The organism is Treponema berlinense (assembly GCF_052273165.1).
Classification (GTDB): domain Bacteria; phylum Spirochaetota; class Spirochaetia; order Treponematales; family Treponemataceae; genus Treponema_D; species Treponema_D berlinense_A.
In genome coordinates this window covers 1-21,147 of the sequence record NZ_DAVZIU010000026.1, presented here as the reverse complement: position 1 = coordinate 21,147, position 21,147 = coordinate 1, and the positions used below count along the sequence as shown (strand labels likewise).

The 21,147-nt window shown below is 40.9% G+C and carries 11 protein-coding genes and 1 tRNA gene; all 12 read right to left on the bottom strand.

The genetic code is table 11. The annotated features are described in order from the left end of the window. Positions 1-66: 66 nt before the first annotated feature. On the bottom strand, positions 67-4,599 hold the full coding sequence (gltB, locus tag ACT6XC_RS08260) for a glutamate synthase large subunit (RefSeq protein WP_443741451.1): 4,533 nt from the start codon (positions 4,597-4,599) through the stop codon (positions 67-69). A gap of 153 nt (positions 4,600-4,752) precedes the next feature. Further along, positions 4,753-6,510: an asparagine synthase B gene (gene asnB / locus ACT6XC_RS08255; RefSeq protein WP_443738639.1), complete on the bottom strand. Its 1,758-nt coding sequence runs from the start codon at positions 6,508-6,510 to the stop codon at positions 4,753-4,755. Positions 6,511-6,696: 186 nt separating this feature from the next. Next, a complete protein-coding gene (locus ACT6XC_RS08250; RefSeq protein WP_443741450.1) occupies positions 6,697-8,025 on the bottom strand; it encodes a pyridoxal-phosphate dependent enzyme in 1,329 nt (442 codons plus the stop codon). A 143-nt stretch (positions 8,026-8,168) separates the two neighbouring features. Beyond that, the gene (locus tag ACT6XC_RS08245; RefSeq protein WP_443741449.1) at positions 8,169-9,683 is read right to left on the bottom strand and encodes a DUF3943 domain-containing protein; all 1,515 of its coding nucleotides are present in this window, start codon (positions 9,681-9,683) and stop codon (positions 8,169-8,171) included. Between the two features lie 269 nt (positions 9,684-9,952). Continuing rightward, positions 9,953-10,028: transfer RNA gene (locus ACT6XC_RS08240), tRNA-Ile, on the bottom strand. A gap of 91 nt (positions 10,029-10,119) precedes the next feature. Beyond that, positions 10,120-10,866 carry a rhamnogalacturonan acetylesterase gene (locus ACT6XC_RS08235; protein ID WP_443741448.1) on the bottom strand — a complete coding sequence of 249 codons (747 nt, stop codon included), beginning with the start codon at positions 10,864-10,866 and terminating at the stop codon, positions 10,120-10,122. A gap of 1 nt (position 10,867) precedes the next feature. After that, entirely contained in the window at positions 10,868-12,796 is a 1,929-nt protein-coding gene (gene glmS / locus ACT6XC_RS08230) for a glutamine--fructose-6-phosphate transaminase (isomerizing) (RefSeq protein ID WP_443741447.1), read from the bottom strand. Between the two features lie 64 nt (positions 12,797-12,860). Further along, positions 12,861-14,276, bottom strand: a complete 1,416-nt coding sequence (locus ACT6XC_RS08225) for an HD domain-containing phosphohydrolase (RefSeq protein ID WP_443741446.1) — start codon at positions 14,274-14,276, stop codon at positions 12,861-12,863. Further along, positions 14,263-15,384 carry a hypothetical protein gene (locus ACT6XC_RS08220; protein ID WP_443741445.1) on the bottom strand — a complete coding sequence of 374 codons (1,122 nt, stop codon included), beginning with the start codon at positions 15,382-15,384 and terminating at the stop codon, positions 14,263-14,265. Before ACT6XC_RS08220 ends, ACT6XC_RS08225 begins: the two co-directional genes overlap by 14 nt. A gap of 128 nt (positions 15,385-15,512) precedes the next feature. After that, a complete protein-coding gene (mnmE, locus tag ACT6XC_RS08215; RefSeq protein WP_443741444.1) occupies positions 15,513-16,931 on the bottom strand; it encodes a tRNA uridine-5-carboxymethylaminomethyl(34) synthesis GTPase MnmE in 1,419 nt (472 codons plus the stop codon). Then, entirely contained in the window at positions 16,912-19,413 is a 2,502-nt protein-coding gene (locus ACT6XC_RS08210; RefSeq protein ID WP_443741443.1) for a putative glycoside hydrolase, read from the bottom strand. Before ACT6XC_RS08210 ends, mnmE begins: the two co-directional genes overlap by 20 nt. Positions 19,414-19,607: 194 nt before the next feature. Next, positions 19,608-20,861, bottom strand: a complete 1,254-nt coding sequence (locus tag ACT6XC_RS08205) for a hypothetical protein (protein ID WP_443738630.1) — start codon at positions 20,859-20,861, stop codon at positions 19,608-19,610. Positions 20,862-21,147 lie beyond the last annotated feature (286 nt).

Genomic DNA, 21,147 nt, shown 5'->3' with positions numbered 1-21,147 from the left:
GTTTCGCAAAGCTCAACCGCCACAAAAACATCGCTTTCGCGCCCTTCCGCCCCCTGCCGCATTTTCTTACTCAGTAACTTTCTTAAAAGCGCTCATCACAGCGTCTTCGTAAATTTCTCCAGATTCTTCCGCCAGCCGGATTTCCGTCATCATCCGCAAATAGTCGTTTGGAATAATTTTCTTGAACTTCGGAATATAATTTTTCCAGTCTTCAAGAATTTTTTTTGCTTTTTTAGAAGCGGTTTCTTCGTAATGCTGTTCAATCAAATCTCTTAAAATCTCACAATCAGTTTTATTTTTGGCAACAGTTGTCTCGTCGTCAAGGTCGTACATGTTTACTATTTCTTTGTTCAGCCGTTTGTAAAGATCGTGGTTTTCATCAAGAATATAGGCAACACCACCCGACATTCCTGCGCAAAGATTTTTGCCCGTTTTTCCGAGAATTACAGCTATTCCTCCAGTCATATATTCAAGACCGTGGTCGCCGCAACCTTCAGAAACGACAGTTGCCCCGGAATTCCGCACGCAAAACCTTTCTCCGGCAACTCCGTTTATAAAACCTTTTCCGCTCGTTGCTCCAAAAAATGCGACATTTCCGACAATAACGTTTTCGTCTGCCTCACCTTCAAAATCTTCCGACGGCTGCACAACGATTTTTCCGCCACTAAGACCTTTTCCGACAGCATCGTTCGCATCTCCACAAAGACGCAAGGTCAGTCCTTTTGGAATAAACGCTCCGAACGATTGTCCCGCCCCGCCCGTAAAATGCACGACATATTTGTCTTCATCCAGAGAATTTCCATATTTTTCCTGAATTACAGAACCCAAAATAGTTCCTGCCGTTCTGTCCGTGCATTGAACATCGTATTTAAGGGTTGTAAGTCGCGAATTGTCCATTACTGGCAGAAGTCTGAGCGCATCGATGCTAAATTCAAGAGATTCTTTTTCATCCTTGAGTTTTCCGTTTTCAAAATGCGTTTTCCAGGTATCATCCGTTGGAGAAAGAATCCGGCTTATATCCAGAAGATTTGCCCGGCTAAATCCCTGATTTTTCTTCAACTTAAGCAAATCCGTTCTTCCGACAAGTTCTTCAACTGAACGGATTCCGAGTTTTGCCATAATTTCGCGAATTTCCTGGGCAACATAGCGCATAAAGTTTTCGACATATTCAGGTTTTCCAGGAAACTTTGCGCGAAGTTTTTCGTTCTGAGTTGCAACTCCAAACGGACAGGTGTCGAGATTGCAGACTCTGAGCATTTTACAGCCCATTACGATCAAAGGTGCAGTCGCAAAACCAAATTCTTCTGCGCCCAAAATTGCAGCTATTGCAACGTCTCGACCGTCCATAAGTTTTCCATCAGTTTCGAGCCGGACAAGACCGCGCAAATTGTTCTGAATCAAAGTCTGATGAGTTTCCGCAAGTCCCATTTCCCACGGAAGCCCTGCATGATGAATAGAACTTATCGGAGCAGCTCCAGTTCCACCGTCATGACCAGAAATCAAAATAATCTGAGCGCCGGCCTTTGCAACACCAGCCGCAATAGTTCCAACTCCGGCCTCGCTTACAAGTTTTACAGAAATATCCGCTTTTCTGTTCGCGTTTTTTAAGTCGTAAATAAGCTGAGCCAAATCTTCAATCGAATAAATATCGTGGTGAGGTGGCGGCGAAATCAAAGAAACTCCAGGAGTTGCATAACGGGTACGGGCAATCCATGGATAAACTTTTTTGCCTGGTAAGTGTCCGCCTTCTCCTGGTTTTGCGCCCTGGGCACATTTTATCTGGATTTCTTTTGCAGAAAGCAAATATTCTTCAGTAACGCCAAAACGACCAGAAGCAACCTGCTTTATTGCCGAAGAATATTCGGTTCCAAACCGGTCAGGATTTTCACCGCCCTCCCCGGAATTTGATTTTCCGTGCAGGCGGTTCATTGCAACGGCAAGACATTTATGCGCTTCTTCCGAGATTGAACCGTAACTCATCGCTCCAGTCTTAAAGCGCTTTACGATTTCATCAACGCTTTCAACTTCGCTTATGTCAACTGGCACTGCATTTTCAAAATCAAACTGAACCAAAGCGCGCAAAGTGTGAGGATGAGAACTGTCATCAACCAATGCCGAATAAGCCTTAAATTTTTCATAATCGCCAGACTGGCAGCTTTCCTGCAAAACTTTTATCAGCTGAGGCGTAATCAAATGGTCTTCGCAAGTTTCGCCAGCCTTGTATTTGTGTTCGCCGAGCATATCAAGCTTCATAAGGCGGTTGTTTACAGTCAGCAGGTCTTCAAGTTTTTCTTCGTAAGCAGAAGAATGACGGAAATTTATGTCCTCTTCGATTTCTTTTAAACCGATTCCGCCAATTCGGCTTACAGTGTTTGTAAAATATTTTTCGGTAAGCTCTTTAGAAATACCAACTGCCTCAAAAATTTGAGCCGACTGGTACGACTGCAAGGTCGAAATTCCCATTTTTGCGGCAATTTTTACAATTCCGTTCATAATCGCCTTGTTGTAGTCGTCAATCGCTGTATGATAATCCTTGTCCAAAAGTTTTTTATCAATGAGTTCAGAAATACATTCATGAGCAAGATAAGGATTTATAGCCCGGGCGCCGTAACCAAGGCACATTGCCGCCTGATGCACATCGCGGATCTCGCCAGATTCCAAAATTACAGAACAAAGAGTACGCCTTTTTGTACGGATTAAATGCTGCTCAACTGCGCTAACTGCCAGCAAAGACGGAATTGCAACATGACTTTCGTCAACACCGCGGTCGCTCAAAATTACAATATTAAAACCTTCGCCGTAAACCTTATCAACTTGTCCGCAAAGATTTTCAACCGCTTTTTCAAGGATTTTTCCGTCTGCAAGGTGACTTTCAACATCTTTTGGAAAATCGTAAAGCAGACTTACTTTTGTCGCACGCAAACCTTTTTGATTAAGGGCACTGATTTTTAAAAGGTCAACTCCGGTTAAAATCGGGTTGTTTATTTCGAGAACATGGCAATTTTTTCCAGCAGGATGAAGAATGTCTCCGTCAGAACCAACATAAACCGTCGTGTCCGTCACGATTTTTTCACGCAAAGAGTCAATCGGTGGATTTGTAACCTGAGCAAAAAGCTGCTTAAAATAATTGAACAGTGGCGGATGTTTTTCCGACATAACGGCAAGCGGAATATCAATTCCCATAGCACCAGTCGGTTCTACACCATTTTTTGCCATTGGGAGAATCATTTCATTCACATCTTCCAGACACCAGCCAAAAGCCTTGTAAAGTTTGTCGCGTTCATCTTGCGTGCACACAGGAATTTTCTTGTTAGGAATCTTAAGAGAATGAAGAGGTATTAGATTTTGACTAAGCCATTCGCCATAAGGAAATTTAGAGGCATATAAATCTTTAATTTCGTCATTAGAAATCAGACGTTTTTTCTTCATATCAACAAGAAGAATTTTTCCAGGTTCAAGGCGGCTTTTAGTCACGATATTGCTTTCCGGAATATTCAAAACACCGACTTCAGAAGAAAGAATCAGCATATCGTCCTTTGTAATATAATACCGGCTCGGACGCAAACCGTTTCTGTCAAGAGTTGCACCAAAAATCTCACCGTCACTAAATAAAATTGCGGCTGGTCCGTCCCAAGGCTCCATCATCGTAGCCCAATAGTGATAAAAATCTTTGCGTTCCTGGCTCAACGAATTGTCATGTTTCCACGCCTGAGGAATGCACATCAAAACCGCCTGCGGAAACTCCATTCCGTTCATTACATAATACTCAAGCGTATTGTCGAGCATTGCGGAATCCGACCCGCTCAGGTCAATTTCGCCGTTGCGGGCAAGCATGCGGTCTGCGTTTCCGCGGATTGTGTTTATTTCGCCGTTATGTGCAATAAATCTGTTAGGATGAGCACGCTGCCAGCTTGGATTAGTGTTTGTCGAAAAACGCGAATGAACAATTCCCACAGCCGAAACATAATCGTCAGACAGAAGATCTCTGTAAAAAGTTCTCAACTGCTGAACCAAAAACATTCCCTTATAAACAATCGTCCTGCTCGAAAGCGAACAAATGTACGTTTTTGCAGGTTTTGAATCATTCTTTTCAAACGAACGCCTCAAAGCGTACAAAAGCTTGTCAAAATCAAGCCCCTTTTTACACTCAGCGGGCTTTTCTACAAACCCCTGAATAATCGTCGGCATACACTCAAGGGCTTTTTCGCCCAATACGTCGCTCAAAACAGAAACCTTTCTCCAGCCCAGAAATTTCATTCCAAAAGCCGAGCATTCCGCTTCAAAACGCGACTGTTCCGCTTCAACTTCAACCTTGTCCTGAGGAAAGAAAAACTGTCCAATTCCGTATTCGCCTTCATTGCCAAGCACAATTCCAGTTTCGCCGGCAGTTTTCTTAAAAAAATCGTGGCAAATCTGAAGCAAAATTCCAACACCGTCGCCTGTTTTTCCAGAAGCGTCCTTTCCAGCCCTGTGTTCAAGTTTTTCGACAATAGAAAGAGCCCTGTCAACAACTTTCCGGCTTTTAATTCCCTCAATGTTAACAACAGCACCAATTCCACAGTTATCGTGTTCAAAAGAAGGTTCATAAAGTGTATTCATCTAATATTCTCCAGAATAAATTTTCCAAATTTTCGGGCGTCCCGGCACTGAGTGCCGTCGGGCTTTCCGTGGTTCCGCGACAAAGCCGCTCCATTGCTAAACGCAACGGCTCCGCCGCCCCTCCAATCCCTGACGCAAGCGCATTAAAAAAACTCAATACGCCTTGTCATGAACTCCGGCAATTGCGCGTCCGCTAGGTTCGTCCATGTTTTTCCATGCTTCGTCCCATTCAAGAGCCTTTGCTGTCGAACAAGCAACTCCGGCTTCGTGCGGAACAACTTTGGCAGCGCTGTCGCTCGGAAAAAGTTTGCTGTAAATTTCGCGGTAATAGTATTCTTCCTTTGTCTTAGGAGTATTAACCGGAAAACGGTTTTCACGGCGTTCAAATTCGGCATCGCTTATCTTTTCTTCTGTCAGTTTTTTAAGTGTATCAATCCAGTTATAGCCAACACCGTCAGAAAACTGCTCCTTCTGTCGCCAGCAAATTTCTGCAGGAAGCATATCTTCAAACGCCTTTCGCAAAATCCATTTTTCCATCCGCTGCTTTCCGTCCAAAAGACGGATATTCATTTTGTCGGTCGGGTTTAAGCGCATTGCAATGTCGATAAATTCCTTGTCCAAAAACGGAACACGTCCTTCAACGCCCCAGGCCATAAGCGATTTATTTGCGCGCAAACAGTCGTAAAGGTGCAGCTTACTCATTTTTCGCACAAGCTCTTCATGAAACTCTTTTGCATCTGGCGCCTTATGAAAATACAAGTATCCTCCAAAAAGTTCATCGCTTCCTTCGCCGCTCAAAACCATTTTTATTCCCATAGCCTTTATTGCGCGAGCAAGCAGGTACATTGGAGTCGAAGCGCGGACAGTCGTAATGTCATAAGTCTCGATGTGGTAAATTACATCTTCCAAAGCGTCCAAAGCTTCCTGAATCGTAAAGTGAATTTCGTGATGAATTGTTCCAATGTAATCAGCCGCTTTTTTTGCAGCAATCAAATCCGGAGAACCTTCAAGCCCAATCGCAAAGGAATGTAGCTGCGGCCACCAGGCTTCTTCCTTCGAGCCAGTTTCTATGCGTTTTTTTGAATACTTTTGAGTAATCGCGGCAATAATCGACGAATCCAAACCTCCAGAAAGCAAAACTCCATAAGGAACGTCGGACATAAGCTGTTTTTTTACAGCGGCTTCAAGACCGTTGCGTAAATTTTCAATAATTACAGGATTTATAACCTCGCCTTTTTCGTTCGTAGCCTTAGGATTGTCTTTTACGTTGTCAAAGCTTTCCCAATCGCGTTTATACCAGCGAACAATTTTTTTGTCTGGCGAATACAGGTAGCAACCGTTCGGAAATTCTTCAATTGTCTGACATTCGCCTTCCAAAGCCTTAAGTTCGGACGCAACAAAGTATCTTCCCTGCTTGTCCCAGCCCTGATACAAAGGAATTACGCCAATTTCATCACGGGAAACCAGATAAACGTCCTTTTCAGAATCATAAAGCGCAAAAGCAAAAATTCCCGAAAGTCTTTCTATCATCTCAGAAAAGTTTTTTCCGTTTGCGACACATTCCTTGTAAAGAGGAATTATAACTTCGCAGTCCGACATTGTTTTAAAATTATATTTTTCCTTGAATTCTTCGCGAATTTTTTGATGATTGTAAATTTCGCCGTTTACAGCAAGAATAATTTTTCCGTCATCGCTTACAAGTGGTTGTTTTCCAGAAAAAGGGTCTACAATCGCAAGCCTTTCGTGGCTTAAAATCGCATTGTCCCCAGTGTAAACGCCAGTCCAATCTGGTCCACGGTGCCGAATCGTCCTCGACATATCAAGAACCTGTTTTCTAAGCTGTTCCTTAAGACCTTCATCAATCGGCTGAGAGCCGGAATTTAAATCAAATGCACCTACAAATCCACACATAGACACCTCCAGGAAAAAAGCCGCCTTTTCAAAAAAAATGACTTTTTATTTTTCTGGTTTAAAATAAAAAAGGCCGTAGACATTTTTCTAAAAACTAGAAAATTATCTACGGCCTCTTTGCCTTAGCGGTTTTATATTACAAAATTGAATATTTTTTTGCAAGTGCACAAAATTTTTATGCAGTTTTTAATTATTCTCACTGTCAAAACAGCAAAAATGCTTCATCAAGTCCACAATCTCCTTTGTTTCTTTGACGTTTTTTTTGTTCAATTTTACTTCGCTCAAAGCTTTTTCAACATTTTTGCCCATTTGAGGAGCAATTCCTGTCGTATGGCGGACATATTCTGCACTTAAAGACGGATCATCGCGTTCTATAAGCACTACAGTCGAATCATCTTCTTCCAAAAAATCACGGCGTTTTTTAATTGCAGCATACGCTCCAGAAGTATTTTTGTCCGCGAAAATTGAATATTTCATAAAAAGTTCGCGGCAGGCTTCGTCGGCTTCAAAATCGCTTACATCAGCAGGATAAACAAAATTTTTGAGCATGAGGCTATTGCGGCTAAAAATATCTTCAAGGCGCTCAAGATTAGAAGGACTTGCAGGATCTGAGCGGGAACGCTTTTCAAAAGGAACCATATCGTCAGGCACAGAACAAAGCCCCGTCGGATCAAGCACAAGACTTGCAGTCGTCGGGCAGATAAATCCATTTACCGGCAAACTCAAGCGCCAGCTGTAAAGTCCTGCAACAAGGTTGCTGTAATTTCCGCACGGCATTGCATAATAAATGTCAGAATAAACTTCTTTTTTTAACCGGGTAAAAGCGTACGGATAAAAAAACAGTTGAGGCATAAGACGACCTATATTTGCTGTGTTTGCAACAGTAAGATGAAATTTTTCAACCATCTGCCTGTTGTCGAAAATCTTCCTTACAATTTTGTGGCAATCGGCTTCGGTTCCGTCAATTTCGACAGGAAGAATATTGCCTCCATTCCAGACAAAATCGCTTTCTTCAAGACCGCGGACCCTGCCATTTGGATAAACCAAAACCGCTTTTACGTGTTTTTTCCCGCGCAAAAACTGAGCAAGGCTTGCTCCAAGCTCGCCGACAGTTGCATCCAGAAAAGTCGAAAAACCGCCGTTCAAAGCGTGGATTGTTTCGATACAGTTTACAAGAAACGAAATTCCAAAGTCCTTATGGCTTCCTGTCGGAGTATTGTAAAGTTTTAGCGAATAAAACCTTTCGTCTATTTTTTTAACTTCTGGCGTAAAAGTAAACGCTTTTGAGGCTATCGTTTCGCAAATAATCGGAGAAAATTCGTCATTTATGCAGGCAGAGGTCAAAGTTCCTGCAATATTTGAAAACGAAGTGTTAGAATCCGCATATAAAATCCACCGTCTTAAATCCGCTGTAATTTCAGGAACATAAAGTCCGCCGTCAGAAGGCAGACAGTCCAATACAGCTTTTCCAAAATCGGTAGAATTTTTTGAATTTCTAGTGCTAACAAATTTCATTTTTTCTCCCAAAAAATTACAAATGTGGCAAGGATTGTATGGGCGGCAAAGCCGTTACCGGTTGCTCGCAAGCGGTAATGCAGGCGAAAGCCGGAACCCAGAAAAGCCTGATTTTTGCGCAGCAAAAAGCCACCCAAAAGACGCTACTTTAACTGAAGTTTTGCAAAAACCCTTGCTGTATTCACAATATAGCGCAAATCGCCGGCAGTATCAGTATCGTTATAACGCGTAAATTTTCCAAAAAGTTCGTCGCGAACGCCAATCCGCACCTTCTTTGAAACAGGAACTTCTACGCTTGCAGACAAAAGTCCGAAAAATTCCCAACCTGTGCTACAAAAACTCTGAAGCTGATTTTTAAAGTCGTACATTGCGTAACCTCTAAAATCAAGACCACAGGCAAATCCGTTTTCCGCCGCATATTTTAATTTTAAGACAGATTCAAAACCTACGGTCTCGTTATATCCGCAAGAAACACCATCCGGCTCAGGAATAATCTTGCGCTGATAATAATAAAAATCTGTGTTTCCAAGCAAAATTCCTGCAAGCATAGCCTGCCATTCAAAAGCCCTGTCTTCGCCGTTAAAACGCTGCTTAAACGCAAAACCTGGAGCAAGCGAAGAAAAAACATAAAGCGACTGCCAGTCAAAATCGTAAAGCATTACGGCGCCGACAGTAGTATCGATATTTTGGCCTAAATCAAGCTCGCGCGCAAAAAGCATTCCGTCCGAAAGAATGCGGATGTCGTAGAATAATTTTTCGTCAACATCTTCGTAAGCGCAGTAGGAGCCTTTTCCAGAACCTTTTCCGATTCCACCCTGAACTTCCAGCGTAAACTGGTCATAAGGACGGTTAGAATCGTGGCGATACGGATCATTGTACTCAACCTTAAACTCAACCATTCCAAAAAGCGGAAATGTTTCGTGTTCAGGATATTCATATTTTTTATCCTTAAGGTGAACCCCTGCATTTACATTTCCAATATCAACACCGAGCGACAAACTGTGAATATGTCCGCCAGTTCTTTTCGGCTTGATTCCCCAAAGATATTCAGTCCAAAGCCGTTGAGGATTTATTGCAATTTTTAAAAGCGAATTGATTTCTTCCGCCTCAATGCTCAGACGGTAGAACATTTCACCGACAGCAAACGAACCAACACTCGTAAAAACCATATCGTTTTTTGACGGTGCATTTGTTTCACAAAGATATTCCCAAGTATAAGAACCAAGAGCCGTAATCAAAAACGACTCAAGCTGATTCAAATTTGAACCGCGGGAAGCCATATAATACATAGACCCCTGATAAGGATGCAGAAAAAAGTTTGTCCAGTACCAGTCGCGATCCCAGGACATCTCCCGCTCCCAAAAGTGATTCCATTCGTCCCAGCCAGTCTTTGCCCAGTTTGAACCAATCATATAGCGGTTCCAGGTTGCAAGCAGGACGTTAAATCCGAGCGCACCAGTCAAGGCAACAAAAGGATGCTTTCTTTCATTCCATTCACCAGTCCAGCCGCCAAAAAACGGAGTTTCCTCATCGCTCAAGGCAGAAATGCTAAAAACAATTTCTCCATCATAAACCGCATTTTCTGCATTTTGAGCCGGCAAAAGAGAAGCCATAACAAAAAAAAGACAGGCTCCGAAAACAAATTTTGAACTTTTCATACAAAATCCTTACAAATTATATTGATTTTAAGTTTAGCAAAAATTAAATAAAAGTTAAATTTAGATTTTTTATTTTGGACGGCATTTTAGAAAAAAAAAGTGTATCCGCCTGTTTTGACGTTTATTAACTCAAAAACCGGCTGCTCTGGCTTCGCTCTCGCTCATTGCCTTCGGCAACTCCGGCCGCCGCATCCGGCGTACATTGGCTTGTGTTTTTATAAAATATGTTGGGTTTACAAAAAAAATTGCCCGACAAGTCGGGCAATTTTTGGGCCATCCAAGACTTGAACTTGGGTAAGACCCGGCTTATAAGGCCGGCGCTACAACCAGCTTAGCTAATGGCCCTGGTTGTAGAGGCTTATGACCTGATACTTTTTTAAGTATATCAAAAAACAGTGGTTGCCGTCAATTAAGCAAGGCTAAAACTCGCAAAAATTTACCAGAAGAGTTTTTCGTCGTCGATTTCCTTGTCAGAATAAATTCCTTCTATGCAGACTTTTTCTGCCAAATCTTTGTATTCGCTCCAGTTGTCCTTTATTTTTAAAAGAGCCCCGATAAAAAGCCGGCAAACACTGTACGCTCCGTCGCAGCGCAAATGACTGTCGTCGCTTTTTCCGTCAGGATAGTTCTCAAAAATTCCAGCGTCAAAATTCATAAAAAAACGCCGGCTATTTTCTTTTCCGTATTTTTCAAAATATTCTGTCGAAAGAGCCGTAAGGTCAATGCAAGGAAGTTTTAATTCAGCAGCGGTTTCTAAAATCGCATTCGGATAAAGTCCGTGGCTGTTTTCTATTTTGTTTTCAGAAACAAATTTTCGTCTTGTAACAGGCGTCAAAAAAACAGATTTTACACCTTTTTTTTCAAGTTCTTTCGCCATAAAACTCAAATTTTTTCTAAATTCTCCGCCTTTTTCTGGAGAAGCATAGCGTTCAGGATCGTTTGATTTTTCGTCATTATGCGCAAACTGAATTAAAGCAAAATCGCCTGGTTGCGCCTGCTCCAAAACTTTTTTAAACCGACCTTCGGCAATAAAACTCTTTGAACTTCTTCCATTGCGCGCGAAATTCAGAATTTGAGTTCCATTTTTAAAAAATCTGTCCAACAACTGAACCCAGCCTGTCTGAGGATAAGAAGTCCAGTCGTTGTACTGCATTATGCTGTCGCCTAAACACAAAATCCGCATTTTATTCTACCGTAACGCTCTTTGCAAGATTGCGTGGCATATCAGGATTAAGACCTTTTTGAACAGCGCAATAATAAGCAAAAAGCTGAGCTGGAATTACAGAAATTATCGAAGCCAAATCGTTTTCACATTCTGGAATCTGGATTGTCGTATCTGCACAATTTTTAAAAGCTCCACTGCAATCTTGAGTAATTACAAGGGTTGCGGCCCCACGGGCTTTTACTTCGAGAATATTAGACGCAATTTTTTCGTAAAGAGCAGGTTCCGTCGCAAGGGCAACAACCAAAGTAGAATTATCAACAAGAGCAATCGGACCGTGTTTTAGTTCTCCAGCGGCAAATGCTTCGCTGTGCATGTAGCTTACTTCTTTTAATTTGAGCGCGCATTCCATTGAAGAAGCACTGTCAAACAGCCGTCCAATATAAAATATTTTTTCTTTATTAAACTGTTCAGACGCAAATTTCTGGATTACCGGCTGATTAGCTACAATCTGCTTTGCCTTTTCAGGAATTTCTTCAAGTTGTTTTAAAAGCCTTAAATAATCGTCTTTTGCAATCGTTCCCCGGACTTCGCCCATTTTGATTGCAAGCAAGTAGAGGCACATCAACTGTGTCGTATATGCTTTTGTCGAAGCAACTGCAATTTCTGGACCTGCCCATGTGTAGATAACGCGGTCTGCTTCGCGACTTACGCTCGAACCAACAGTGTTTGTAATTGCAATAACTTTTGCGCCACATTTTTTAGCAATTCTCAAAGCTTCGAGTGTGTCAGCAGTTTCTCCGGACTGGCTTATTACAATAAAAATATCGTCCTTTTTTAAAATCGGGTTTCTGTAGCGGAATTCCGAAGCTGCATCCACAACGACAGGAATTCTTGCAAATTTTTCAAATGCGTAGCGGCCAACCATCCCCGCATAAGAAGCAGTTCCGCAGGCAGTGATTACAATTCTTCCGGCATTTTTCCAGTTTTCATCAAAATCGAATTCATCAAATTTTATATCTACAGGAACATTATTCTCAATTACAAGGCGCGGGCGCAAAGTATCTGTCAGGGCTTTGGGTTGCTCGTGAATTTCTTTAAGCATAAAGTGAGCATAACCGTCTTTTTTTGCAGCAGACAAATCCCATTCAACATGAGAAGGCTCTCTTATGATTTTTTCTCCGTCTTCATTGAATAAATCAACATGATCTGCATAAAGAACCGCGACCTCTTTTTGTTCAAGATAATGAACTTCGCGAGTGTATTCAAGAATCGCAGGAACATCGCTCGCAATAAAATTTTCACCGTTGCCAACACCGACAATCAGAGGACAATCTTTTCGTGCGGCAATAACCCGGTCAGGAAAATTCTTGCACACAACACCGAGCGCATAACTTCCTTCAAGTTTTTTAAGAGCCTGTAAAACCGCATAAAAAATGTCTTTTTTCTGTTCGTAATAATAATTTATAAGATGTGCGACAACTTCTGTGTCTGTCTGACTTTTAAATACAACGCCCTGACTCTGAAGCCAGTTCTTGATTTTTGCATAATTTTCGATAATTCCATTGTGAACTACGGCAATTGTTCCGCTTATGTTTGTGTGCGGATGAGCGTTTAAATCGCTTGGTTCTCCATGGGTTGCCCAACGAGTGTGTCCAATTCCGATATTGCCTTTTACAAAATCAGCAGTTTTTTCAATTTGTCGCTCATATTCGGCTTCGGCTTTTTCGCATTCTTCTTTTGACAGGTTTTTAGAATCTTTTACAACTTCGCCTGTAATTTTTTCAACAAGATACTTGATTGCGCCTTTTGCCTTGCGGACGATTATGTCCTCGTTTCCCAAAACAGCAATTCCGGCAGAATCGTATCCGCGGTACTCAAGTTTTTTTAAAGCATTTATAAGAATCGGAGTCGCGTTTTTTTCTCCAACATAACCGACAATTCCACACATAACAGTCCCCCATAAAAAAAACCGCTATAAAAATAGCGGTTTAATAATAACTAAAATAAGTAATTTAAACAATGGAATCCAATGCCTTTACAACGGTTTCATCATACAAATTCGTCTTTGCAAGCAATTCTTCGATAGCGGTTTCCTTATCTTTTATCTGACGGTAATTGCGCCGGCTTATGAGAGAATTGTAACTTTCCACAACGTGAATGATTTTTGCAATCTGAGGAATTTCATTTTCCTTTAAGCCGTTTGGATAACCTGAACCGTCCTCATTTTCGTGATGACTGCTAGCTGCATCTTCAAAAATCTGCATATATTTTTTTGGAACAAAGTCAAAATATTCAGCAGAATTTGAAACGTGGGTTTTAAGCTCTTCTTTCTGCTCTTCGGTCAAATTTGCGCCAGAAAGGACTTCTTCTGAAACAGACAAAAATCCTGCATCGTAAACCATAGACGCGCAAAAATAAACCATCGACGTATTTTGATTCAAGCCGAGAGCGATAGAAAGCTTGTAAACCAATTCGCTTACATTCTTTGAATTGTTTTTTCGGCGACTTACACTGTCAATTTTTGAACCGAGTTCTTCACACTTTATAGCAAGAATTTTTAATTCTTCCTTGTCTTCTTCGCTCATTTCTGGAGCTGGAAGCGCATCAACTCCCCAGCGGCTGCTTCCTGCAGAACGAAGTCCAGGACCTCCAAGCCTCTGCAAATCCGTAACATTTCCGAGAAGCAACTGGCTGTTTTGCTGAGTCATTCCCTGAACAAGCTTTAAAGTCTCAGTAAACTGCATTGATTGACGGGCACTAGCCTTTGCAGCAGCACGAATTGCAAGAACTACGACTATAAATACAAAAACAAGGACAACGCAGATAATCAAAACGGCAATTAAAACCATATAGTTTGATTTTGCACTCTGTTTTGAAGCTTCGGACATATTTTCGCCAAGTTCTACGATTGAATTCATTACAGATTCCTGGCTTTGCTGCATTGCGTCCATAAAAGAAGCCTGGCTTTTTCCCTGTTCTTCAAGTTGTTTTTGATACATTTTAAACTGCTCTTCACGTTCAGCTTTTTGTGCGGCTTCTTTTTTTGCCTGAAGTTCCGCTTCCTGCTGAGCATAAATCGCCTTTACTTTTTGCTGGATTGCACCGTCTGCAATTACAGGATATTTTTCAAGATTTACAGTCACATCACCAAAATTTGAATAATCCCCCGACGATTTTATGCCGTCCAATATTTTTGAATATATTTGTGTCGCAATAAGAGCTGCATTCGCTGGGATTCCAGAAGATTCATTCAATTTTAGAACCGCATTTATCGTTTTATAAGCATCGCTATACTGAGCATTTTCGTACTGAGTATTTGCCTTTTCAAGAAAACGTTTTGTGAGTTCAGCCGTTCCCGACTGGGCAAAAACCGAAACTGCTGTAAAAATCAACGCAATAAATGAACAAACTTTTTTAATTTTTAACATTTCCTACTCCAATCGAAATAATTCCTTTTGCACGGTTATCGATTCCTTCTTCCTTTATAAAAAGCGTATCAACAAGTCCGAGTTTTAAGCCGATTCTTGTTCTTTCGTTTTCTGTAAGCGGGAGCATTACAGAAAAACCTGCTTCCATACTGGATTTTAAATCATCGTACGCAAAATGCCCCAGATAATAGTCATAATACATGTCAACTGCGGTCGAACCGAGCATCATATTGAAAAGACCAAGTCCAAAAACTGGAGAGAAAAATGTTTCTACAGAACCTGTTTCGACATCAGTCTGAGCACCAAGCCCTTGAACAGCCGCTCCAACGCGCAGGAAGAAATTTTTATTAAACGACGGAAAAGAAATCATCGGAACAAATTTTCCTGTGCTAATGATTTCCTGCTCTCCAGTGCCAAGAGTAAGCATTTCAAAATCCGCAAAAATTTCACCGCCAGCAATATATTCTTCTGTTTTATAGAAAAGGTTTGCTCCAAAAGAAAGTCCGTATTTTAAACTTGTATAGTTTTCAGGTTTTGTTACGCTCTGAAAAAGCACATCGGCAATTCCAATACTTACGTTCCAATCAATCGAAGAAAAAGCCTTTTCCTGATTTATGTAAATTGAGGTTCCTGATGCTGTATTTACGCTAGAATAAGTGTCAGACTTTGCAATTTTTGCTTTTGTGCGCTCATTCAAAACGGCAAGCCTTTCGGCTTCCATTCGAAGACGGTTTTCTTCTGCACGGCGAGCCGCTTCTTCACTCAGAATTGCGCGGTCAATATATGAATATAAATCAACAGCATCAAAATTTTCGAGATTGTTGTCAATTACAGCAAGAGTAGCATCGCGTGCAAATTCAAGATTATCTTCAACAACATATTGTCTTGCCTTTTTTAAAGTGTAAGCTTCGTAAAGATAATAGTCCTTTGAAGATGAATATTTTTCAAGAACTTTTGAAATATTTTCCGGCGACTGTTCAACAAATGCTAAATCAATTTGTGCATAAACAGAATCAAGCGATTCCTGCGAAAATAAAAATGCCGATCCAAAAATAAAAATGCCGGCAAAAGCACAAATTTTGAATACTTTTTTTACAGATTTTTCCATGTAAAAATCCTCTCTGATATATTATTTAATTTTAACACTCAGATTGCGTTAGCGTCAAATAATAGGTTGGTTTTAACTGCATTCGACAAGACAATTTTGTAAAAATCAACCGAACTTGCCTGTAAAAATCATTTTCCAACACAAAAATGGCTAAAAATCGAACCCAAAACATCGTCTGGCGTAACTTCGCCCGTTACTTCGCCAAGACTGTCCAAAGAATCTTCCAGATCCTGAACTACAGCATCAAGACCGTAAGTTTCGTCCTTAGCAATTTCCAGGGCATGTTCAACCCTTTCAAGAGCCTGCTCCACGCTCTTTTTCTGCCGTTCCGAACCAAGTCCAATTTTTTCGCTTTTTACAGTCGGATCATCCAAAATCGTCTTTTTTACAAGATTTGTAAGTTCTCCAATTCCAATTCCTTTTTTTGCAGAAATTTTTACAAAACCTTTTATTCCTTCAGAAACCAAAAATTCTTCAAAAGATTTTTCATTTTCACCCGCCAAATCCATTTTATTGAATACGACAATCACTGGAATACTTTTGTTTTTTTCTAAAAATTTTTTATCATCGTCCAGAACGCCTTTGGAAGAATCCACAAGATAAAGAACTAAATCCGCATTCGAAGCCAAATCTTCGGTCAGTTCTACGCCTTTTGCTTCTATTATATCATCTGTTTTTCTAAGTCCAGCAGTGTCAAAAAGCCTGGCAGGAATTCCGTCAAAACTTACCCAGCTTTCAATCCAGTCGCGGGTTGTACCTTCAATATCGCTTACAATCGAACGATCTTCTTTTAAAAGCGCATTAAAAAGCGAAGATTTTCCAGCATTTGTTTTTCCAGCCAGAACAATTTTTGCTCCATCCTGATAGATTTTTTCGCTTTTCCAGGAAGAAGCAAGTTCACAAAGACGGTCGCGGGCATTTTCGAGCATTTTCGGGTCAAAACTGTCAGCAATAGTTTCTTCGTCTTCCGGATATTCAATGTCAACTTCGATTGCAGCAAGTGTGTCCGTCACAAGAGTTTTAATTGAATCAATTTCTTCAAAAAGCGAACCGCTCAGTCTTCCTGCAGCATGAGAGCGACTGTCGCTGGTCTTAGAATCAATTATTTCGCGAACCGCTTCCGCTTTTGTAAGATCCGACTTGCCGTTTATATAAGCCCTAAAAGTAAATTCGCCTTTTTCTGCCTGACGAAAACCGTTTTTTAAGAGCGTTTCAAAAACTGCATTTACGACAGACACTCCGCCATGACAGGAAATTTCGCACATATCTTCGCCAGTAAAGCTTTTTGGAGCGCGAAAAACCGAAATCAAAACTTCGTCAATTTTTTCTGAATTTTCTCCCTCAGATTTTGTATTTTTGTCCAAAATCCAACCGTAGACGATGGAATTTCCGCCAGCTTCTTTTAAGGCCATTGGTCTTGAGAAAATTTCTGCAATTTTTTCGATACAGTTTTTTCCGCTTGCACGGACAATGCCGAGAGCTGCAGGAGCAAGAGCTGTCGCAATTGCCGCAATTGGTTCATCTAAATTATATCTCGCGTTTGTCAATTTCGTATGCCTGCCAGAGTTTTTTTATGTCGCCAATCGAAGGAAAGCCTCCGCCTTTTTTCTCTTCTTTTCCTGCAAGTTCATCTTTTCCGTTGTCCAGAATAAATTCGCTTACAGCTTTGTTTTGCAATTTTTCTATATTCTCAAAAGTTTCTATATTTTCTGGATAAAGCAGATTTTTGTTTCCGAGAGCCGGTTTTCGATATTCTTTTGAGGCCTCGGTTGCAGTTCCGTTATAGGCAGAATTTCCGACATCTGGCAAAATGTCGTCGTAACGGCCAATGTTGTTCCAGTACATGTATCCACGGTCAACACTGTCGCGCACGCCAAAAATCTGTTTTTGAACATATTCCTGACCATACCACTGACGGTCATAGCGCACATTCAGATAAAAAGCCTGAACCCACGGTCTGATTATAATTCTGTTTCTACCGATTACAGTATTTCTGTAAGTTCCGTAATAATAAATTCTGTAAGGTCGTTCAGAATAAGGAGCGTAATCCAAAAAGTTCTGTTCAAAATGGCTCGGATAGAACATTGGACAGATTATATCCACATATTCCGAAAGCTGCTCAACGTCCTGTCCAGTTCTAGTTCCTGAACGATACCAGCCGTTTGCACCGTAAATATCAATTCCAATCGGAGCGTCAATGTTTTTTCGGGCATAAGCAAGATAAGAAAGAAGAGCCGATTCCTTGTCCATGCCTTTTTCTTTCCAGCGGAAAACCGCATTTGACATATTGCGTCCGTCTGTCGGAAAACGAATGTAGTCAAACTGAATTTCATCAAATCCGCCAGCAATCAGTTCGCGCGCAATCCGCACATTGTAATCCCAGACTTCAGGAGAATACGGATCGACCCAATTTTCGTCGTAATATGCCGTTTTTTGACCAACCACATTTCCGTCTTCGTCGGTTACATCTTCAAAACCACGAGTTCCAACCCACGCCTTGTTTAAGGTTTTGTCCCAAACCGCATATTTTCCGCCTGCGTACTGACTTAAATTCTTGTCCTTAAAAACGACAATTCGCGCAATCAGATAAATTCCGTCTTTTTTCATTTCCGAGACAAAATGTTCTAAATCTATATGATATTTAGAAATATAACCTTTTTCGATTACAACAGGATCTTTAGCATCGTAACGCAAAAGTCCGTAGTCATCCTTCATGTCGATTACAAGACTGTCCAGCTTATTGTCGAGAATAATTTTTTTGTATTTGTCGATTCCAGTCTGGGATGTCACATGATTTGCCGGACAATAAATCGAACGCCGGTTCAACGCTTTCGGCGCATACTGATTTGTGCAAAGTTCAGGTTTTAAAAGCCAGAGTTCGCTCAAAGAAATTCCTTCGGAAAGATTTTTTTCGTCAGGAATCCAGGCCGAATAAAGAGTGTCGTTCGGCGCAATCGCAGAAAATGTTTTTTTCCACGTATAATAACTCTGAGGAATAGAACCAAGACCTTGGTTTTGCGGAGAAAACGAAGCCACTTCGCCTGGACGAGTATACAAAAGCTCATTTCCATCCCAGAAAAGACCGTCAATCGTGTCAGCTGGTTCCTTTCCGCTGTAAATCAGTTCCGCCCGTTTTGTCTGCCAATTGAATCTATAAATCCTTGGTAAAAAAGTCTGGCTCACATAAATCTCAGTAAACGAACTTCCGTCGGAATTTTTTACAACAACCGGACAAATATCAGCAATTTCGTCAGGATAAGTCTGCCCCTTCATGTTGTCAAAACCACCATTGCAATCTTTCCAGACAGGTTTTGCGCTCTGTGGCTGAATATACGAAAAGCCAAAAATCGGATGAGACTCAAAAACCGTAAGAATTCCGCCAACCGTACAAACCGCAACAGCCTTAATTCCAGAAGTTGCGCTACTCATCGAGCCAAGGCTTTTCCAGTTTAATCCGCCGTCATAAGTTATATAAACGCGGTCTTTCGTTGCAGTCACGAGAATCAGAGAATTTTCTGGATGAACTTCCAAATCCTTTAGCTGAGCAGGTCTGTCCACAAAAGAAACCTGTTCCCCATTCACTTCCTTCATTTTTAAAAACGGAAGTCCATTGTTTCGATATTCAAAATTCTGTAAATCAGAAGAAGTCAAAATTCCACGGCTTGTCAAAAAATACCAGCGCGAGCCGTTTTTTTCAGCATCATTTTTAAAAAGGTCAGAATCCGCATTTTGTTCCGCAAAAGTATTTTTTTCTGGCAAATCATTTTGCTCCGCCAAATTCTGTTCAGTTTGCCGCGTACGGATAATTTTAAAAACTTTTCCTTCGTTCCAAATCGGAATCGCCGTTTTAGTCGAAGTAATTCTGTAAAGACCACTCGCAGCACCAGCAATCACGCCGCCAGCTTTTGCAGTTTCGACAGTCTGAGCCGAACTTTCCGGCAATTTGTAAATATCTTTAGACGATTGAGAAGAAGCCACACACGACGAAAATAAAATAATAGAACTAATCAGCAATGAATATACGCGCATATCTTGAGTATCGGCACAAAACCTTAAAAGTTGAATTTAGATTTTTTGGGCGTCACCCGCTTTGCGGGTCGCTACGACCGCAGTTCCGGCTTCGCCTCCATTCGCAAGCGAACGGCTGCGCCGCTGCTATCATCGCTGACGCACAAATTTTTCGGACAAACCTTCCGCTTAACGATAAAATTTATTCAGTCAAATTATTCAAACTGCCCGAATTTTATTTTTGCTGCCAATTCCCGCGCAAGTTCATCTTTCTGCTTTTTAGAAAGAGCCACTTCGCGGCTCAGACCAGCAAGAGGCGCATTTGTCGCGGCAACCCAATACCGAACGTCGTCTGCCTGACGGTCAGGAGTTCTGCACTGGGCAAAAACTGGAGCAAGCCCGGTCGCACGGCTCAAATCTTCCTGTCCAGAATCCGAATTAAGATATTCTATTAAAAGCGTGTTCAGCCTGTTTTTTTTCTGCGGAACCGCATAAATTATTTCTGCCGTAAAACTGCGCTCGCCAGGAGACTTTTCCGACGGAAAATAAATCGTCGAAAAACGTTCAATTGTACGGTTTTCGACAGTTCTATGCTGGCTGAGTGGCATAAAAACCATTGTGGCAAGCCTTGCCTGCAAAAACGCATTGACATCTTTTTGAGAAAGATTAAAAACATCGCGGTTTAAGAGCCCGGCATTGTACCATTTTGAAAGTTGTTTCGCAGAAGCATAGAGAGGCGCATTGTAACTTCCGCACAACTGCTCTGCAAGTTCTGAAACCTTCCATCTTTTATTTTTTGCCTGTTCAATAATTTCAACCGCTTTTTTGTATTCTGCAACACCGTCAAAAGCCTCGGTCAAAGCACCCAAAAAGTCGAGCATTACATCAGAATCTTTGCCAGCAAAAATAACCGGATAATCAAGTTTCTTTTTCTGAATTTTCAAGAATTTTTCAATATCGCTCCAGGTTGCAATCGCATTCATACCAGAGGTTCTAAAAGAAGAAGTATTAACTGAAATTTCAAAATTTCCAGTAAGCAAAGGAAGAGCGCTCACAGTTCCAGAATTTTCGTCCCTGACTGCAGACATTTTTATAGAAGAAGTCATTTTTTGCAAGGAATTTTCAGAAACAGCCGCTTTTTTTGAAGCCTCCTCTGCCGCCGTTTTTACAGGATTCCCGCTTACAGTAAAAACCAAATCTGGCTTTTTTCCTAGAAAAAAGTGACTTTCGAGAGTTTTTGAAGAATCAAGAGTTTTAAATTCAAACTTCTGTCCGGCTTTTTTGTTCCAGTTTTCGATAACACTGCAAATTGATTTTTGAACAGTTGGATCAATTCCATAAAAGCCAATTACTGGTTTTGAAAAAAGATTGATTGCACAAAAAATGCAAATTCCAGCAAAAACAATAGCAAGGCCTGCAAAAATTACAGCCATTTTATACTTTTTTAAAATTTCAGAAACTTTTTTCATTTTTAACCCCTGACCAATTTTATTATCAGACAAAATATTAAAATTCAATATTTTGTCTGATAAGTCATAAAACAATATATTTAAAATTCGACAAAAATTAAAGTCTGATTAACCTGTTTTCAAATTCCAAAAAAAACTTCTAAGCAACAAAAAAATAAATGTCGATCAAATAAAGAGATACTTGTCTTTATAAACATTTACCATTAAAATTAGAAAAAAGTAGAGATAATAGAGATTTTTACATGACAAAAAGAGTTTTGAAATTTTTAACAGGGAAAGAATCTCG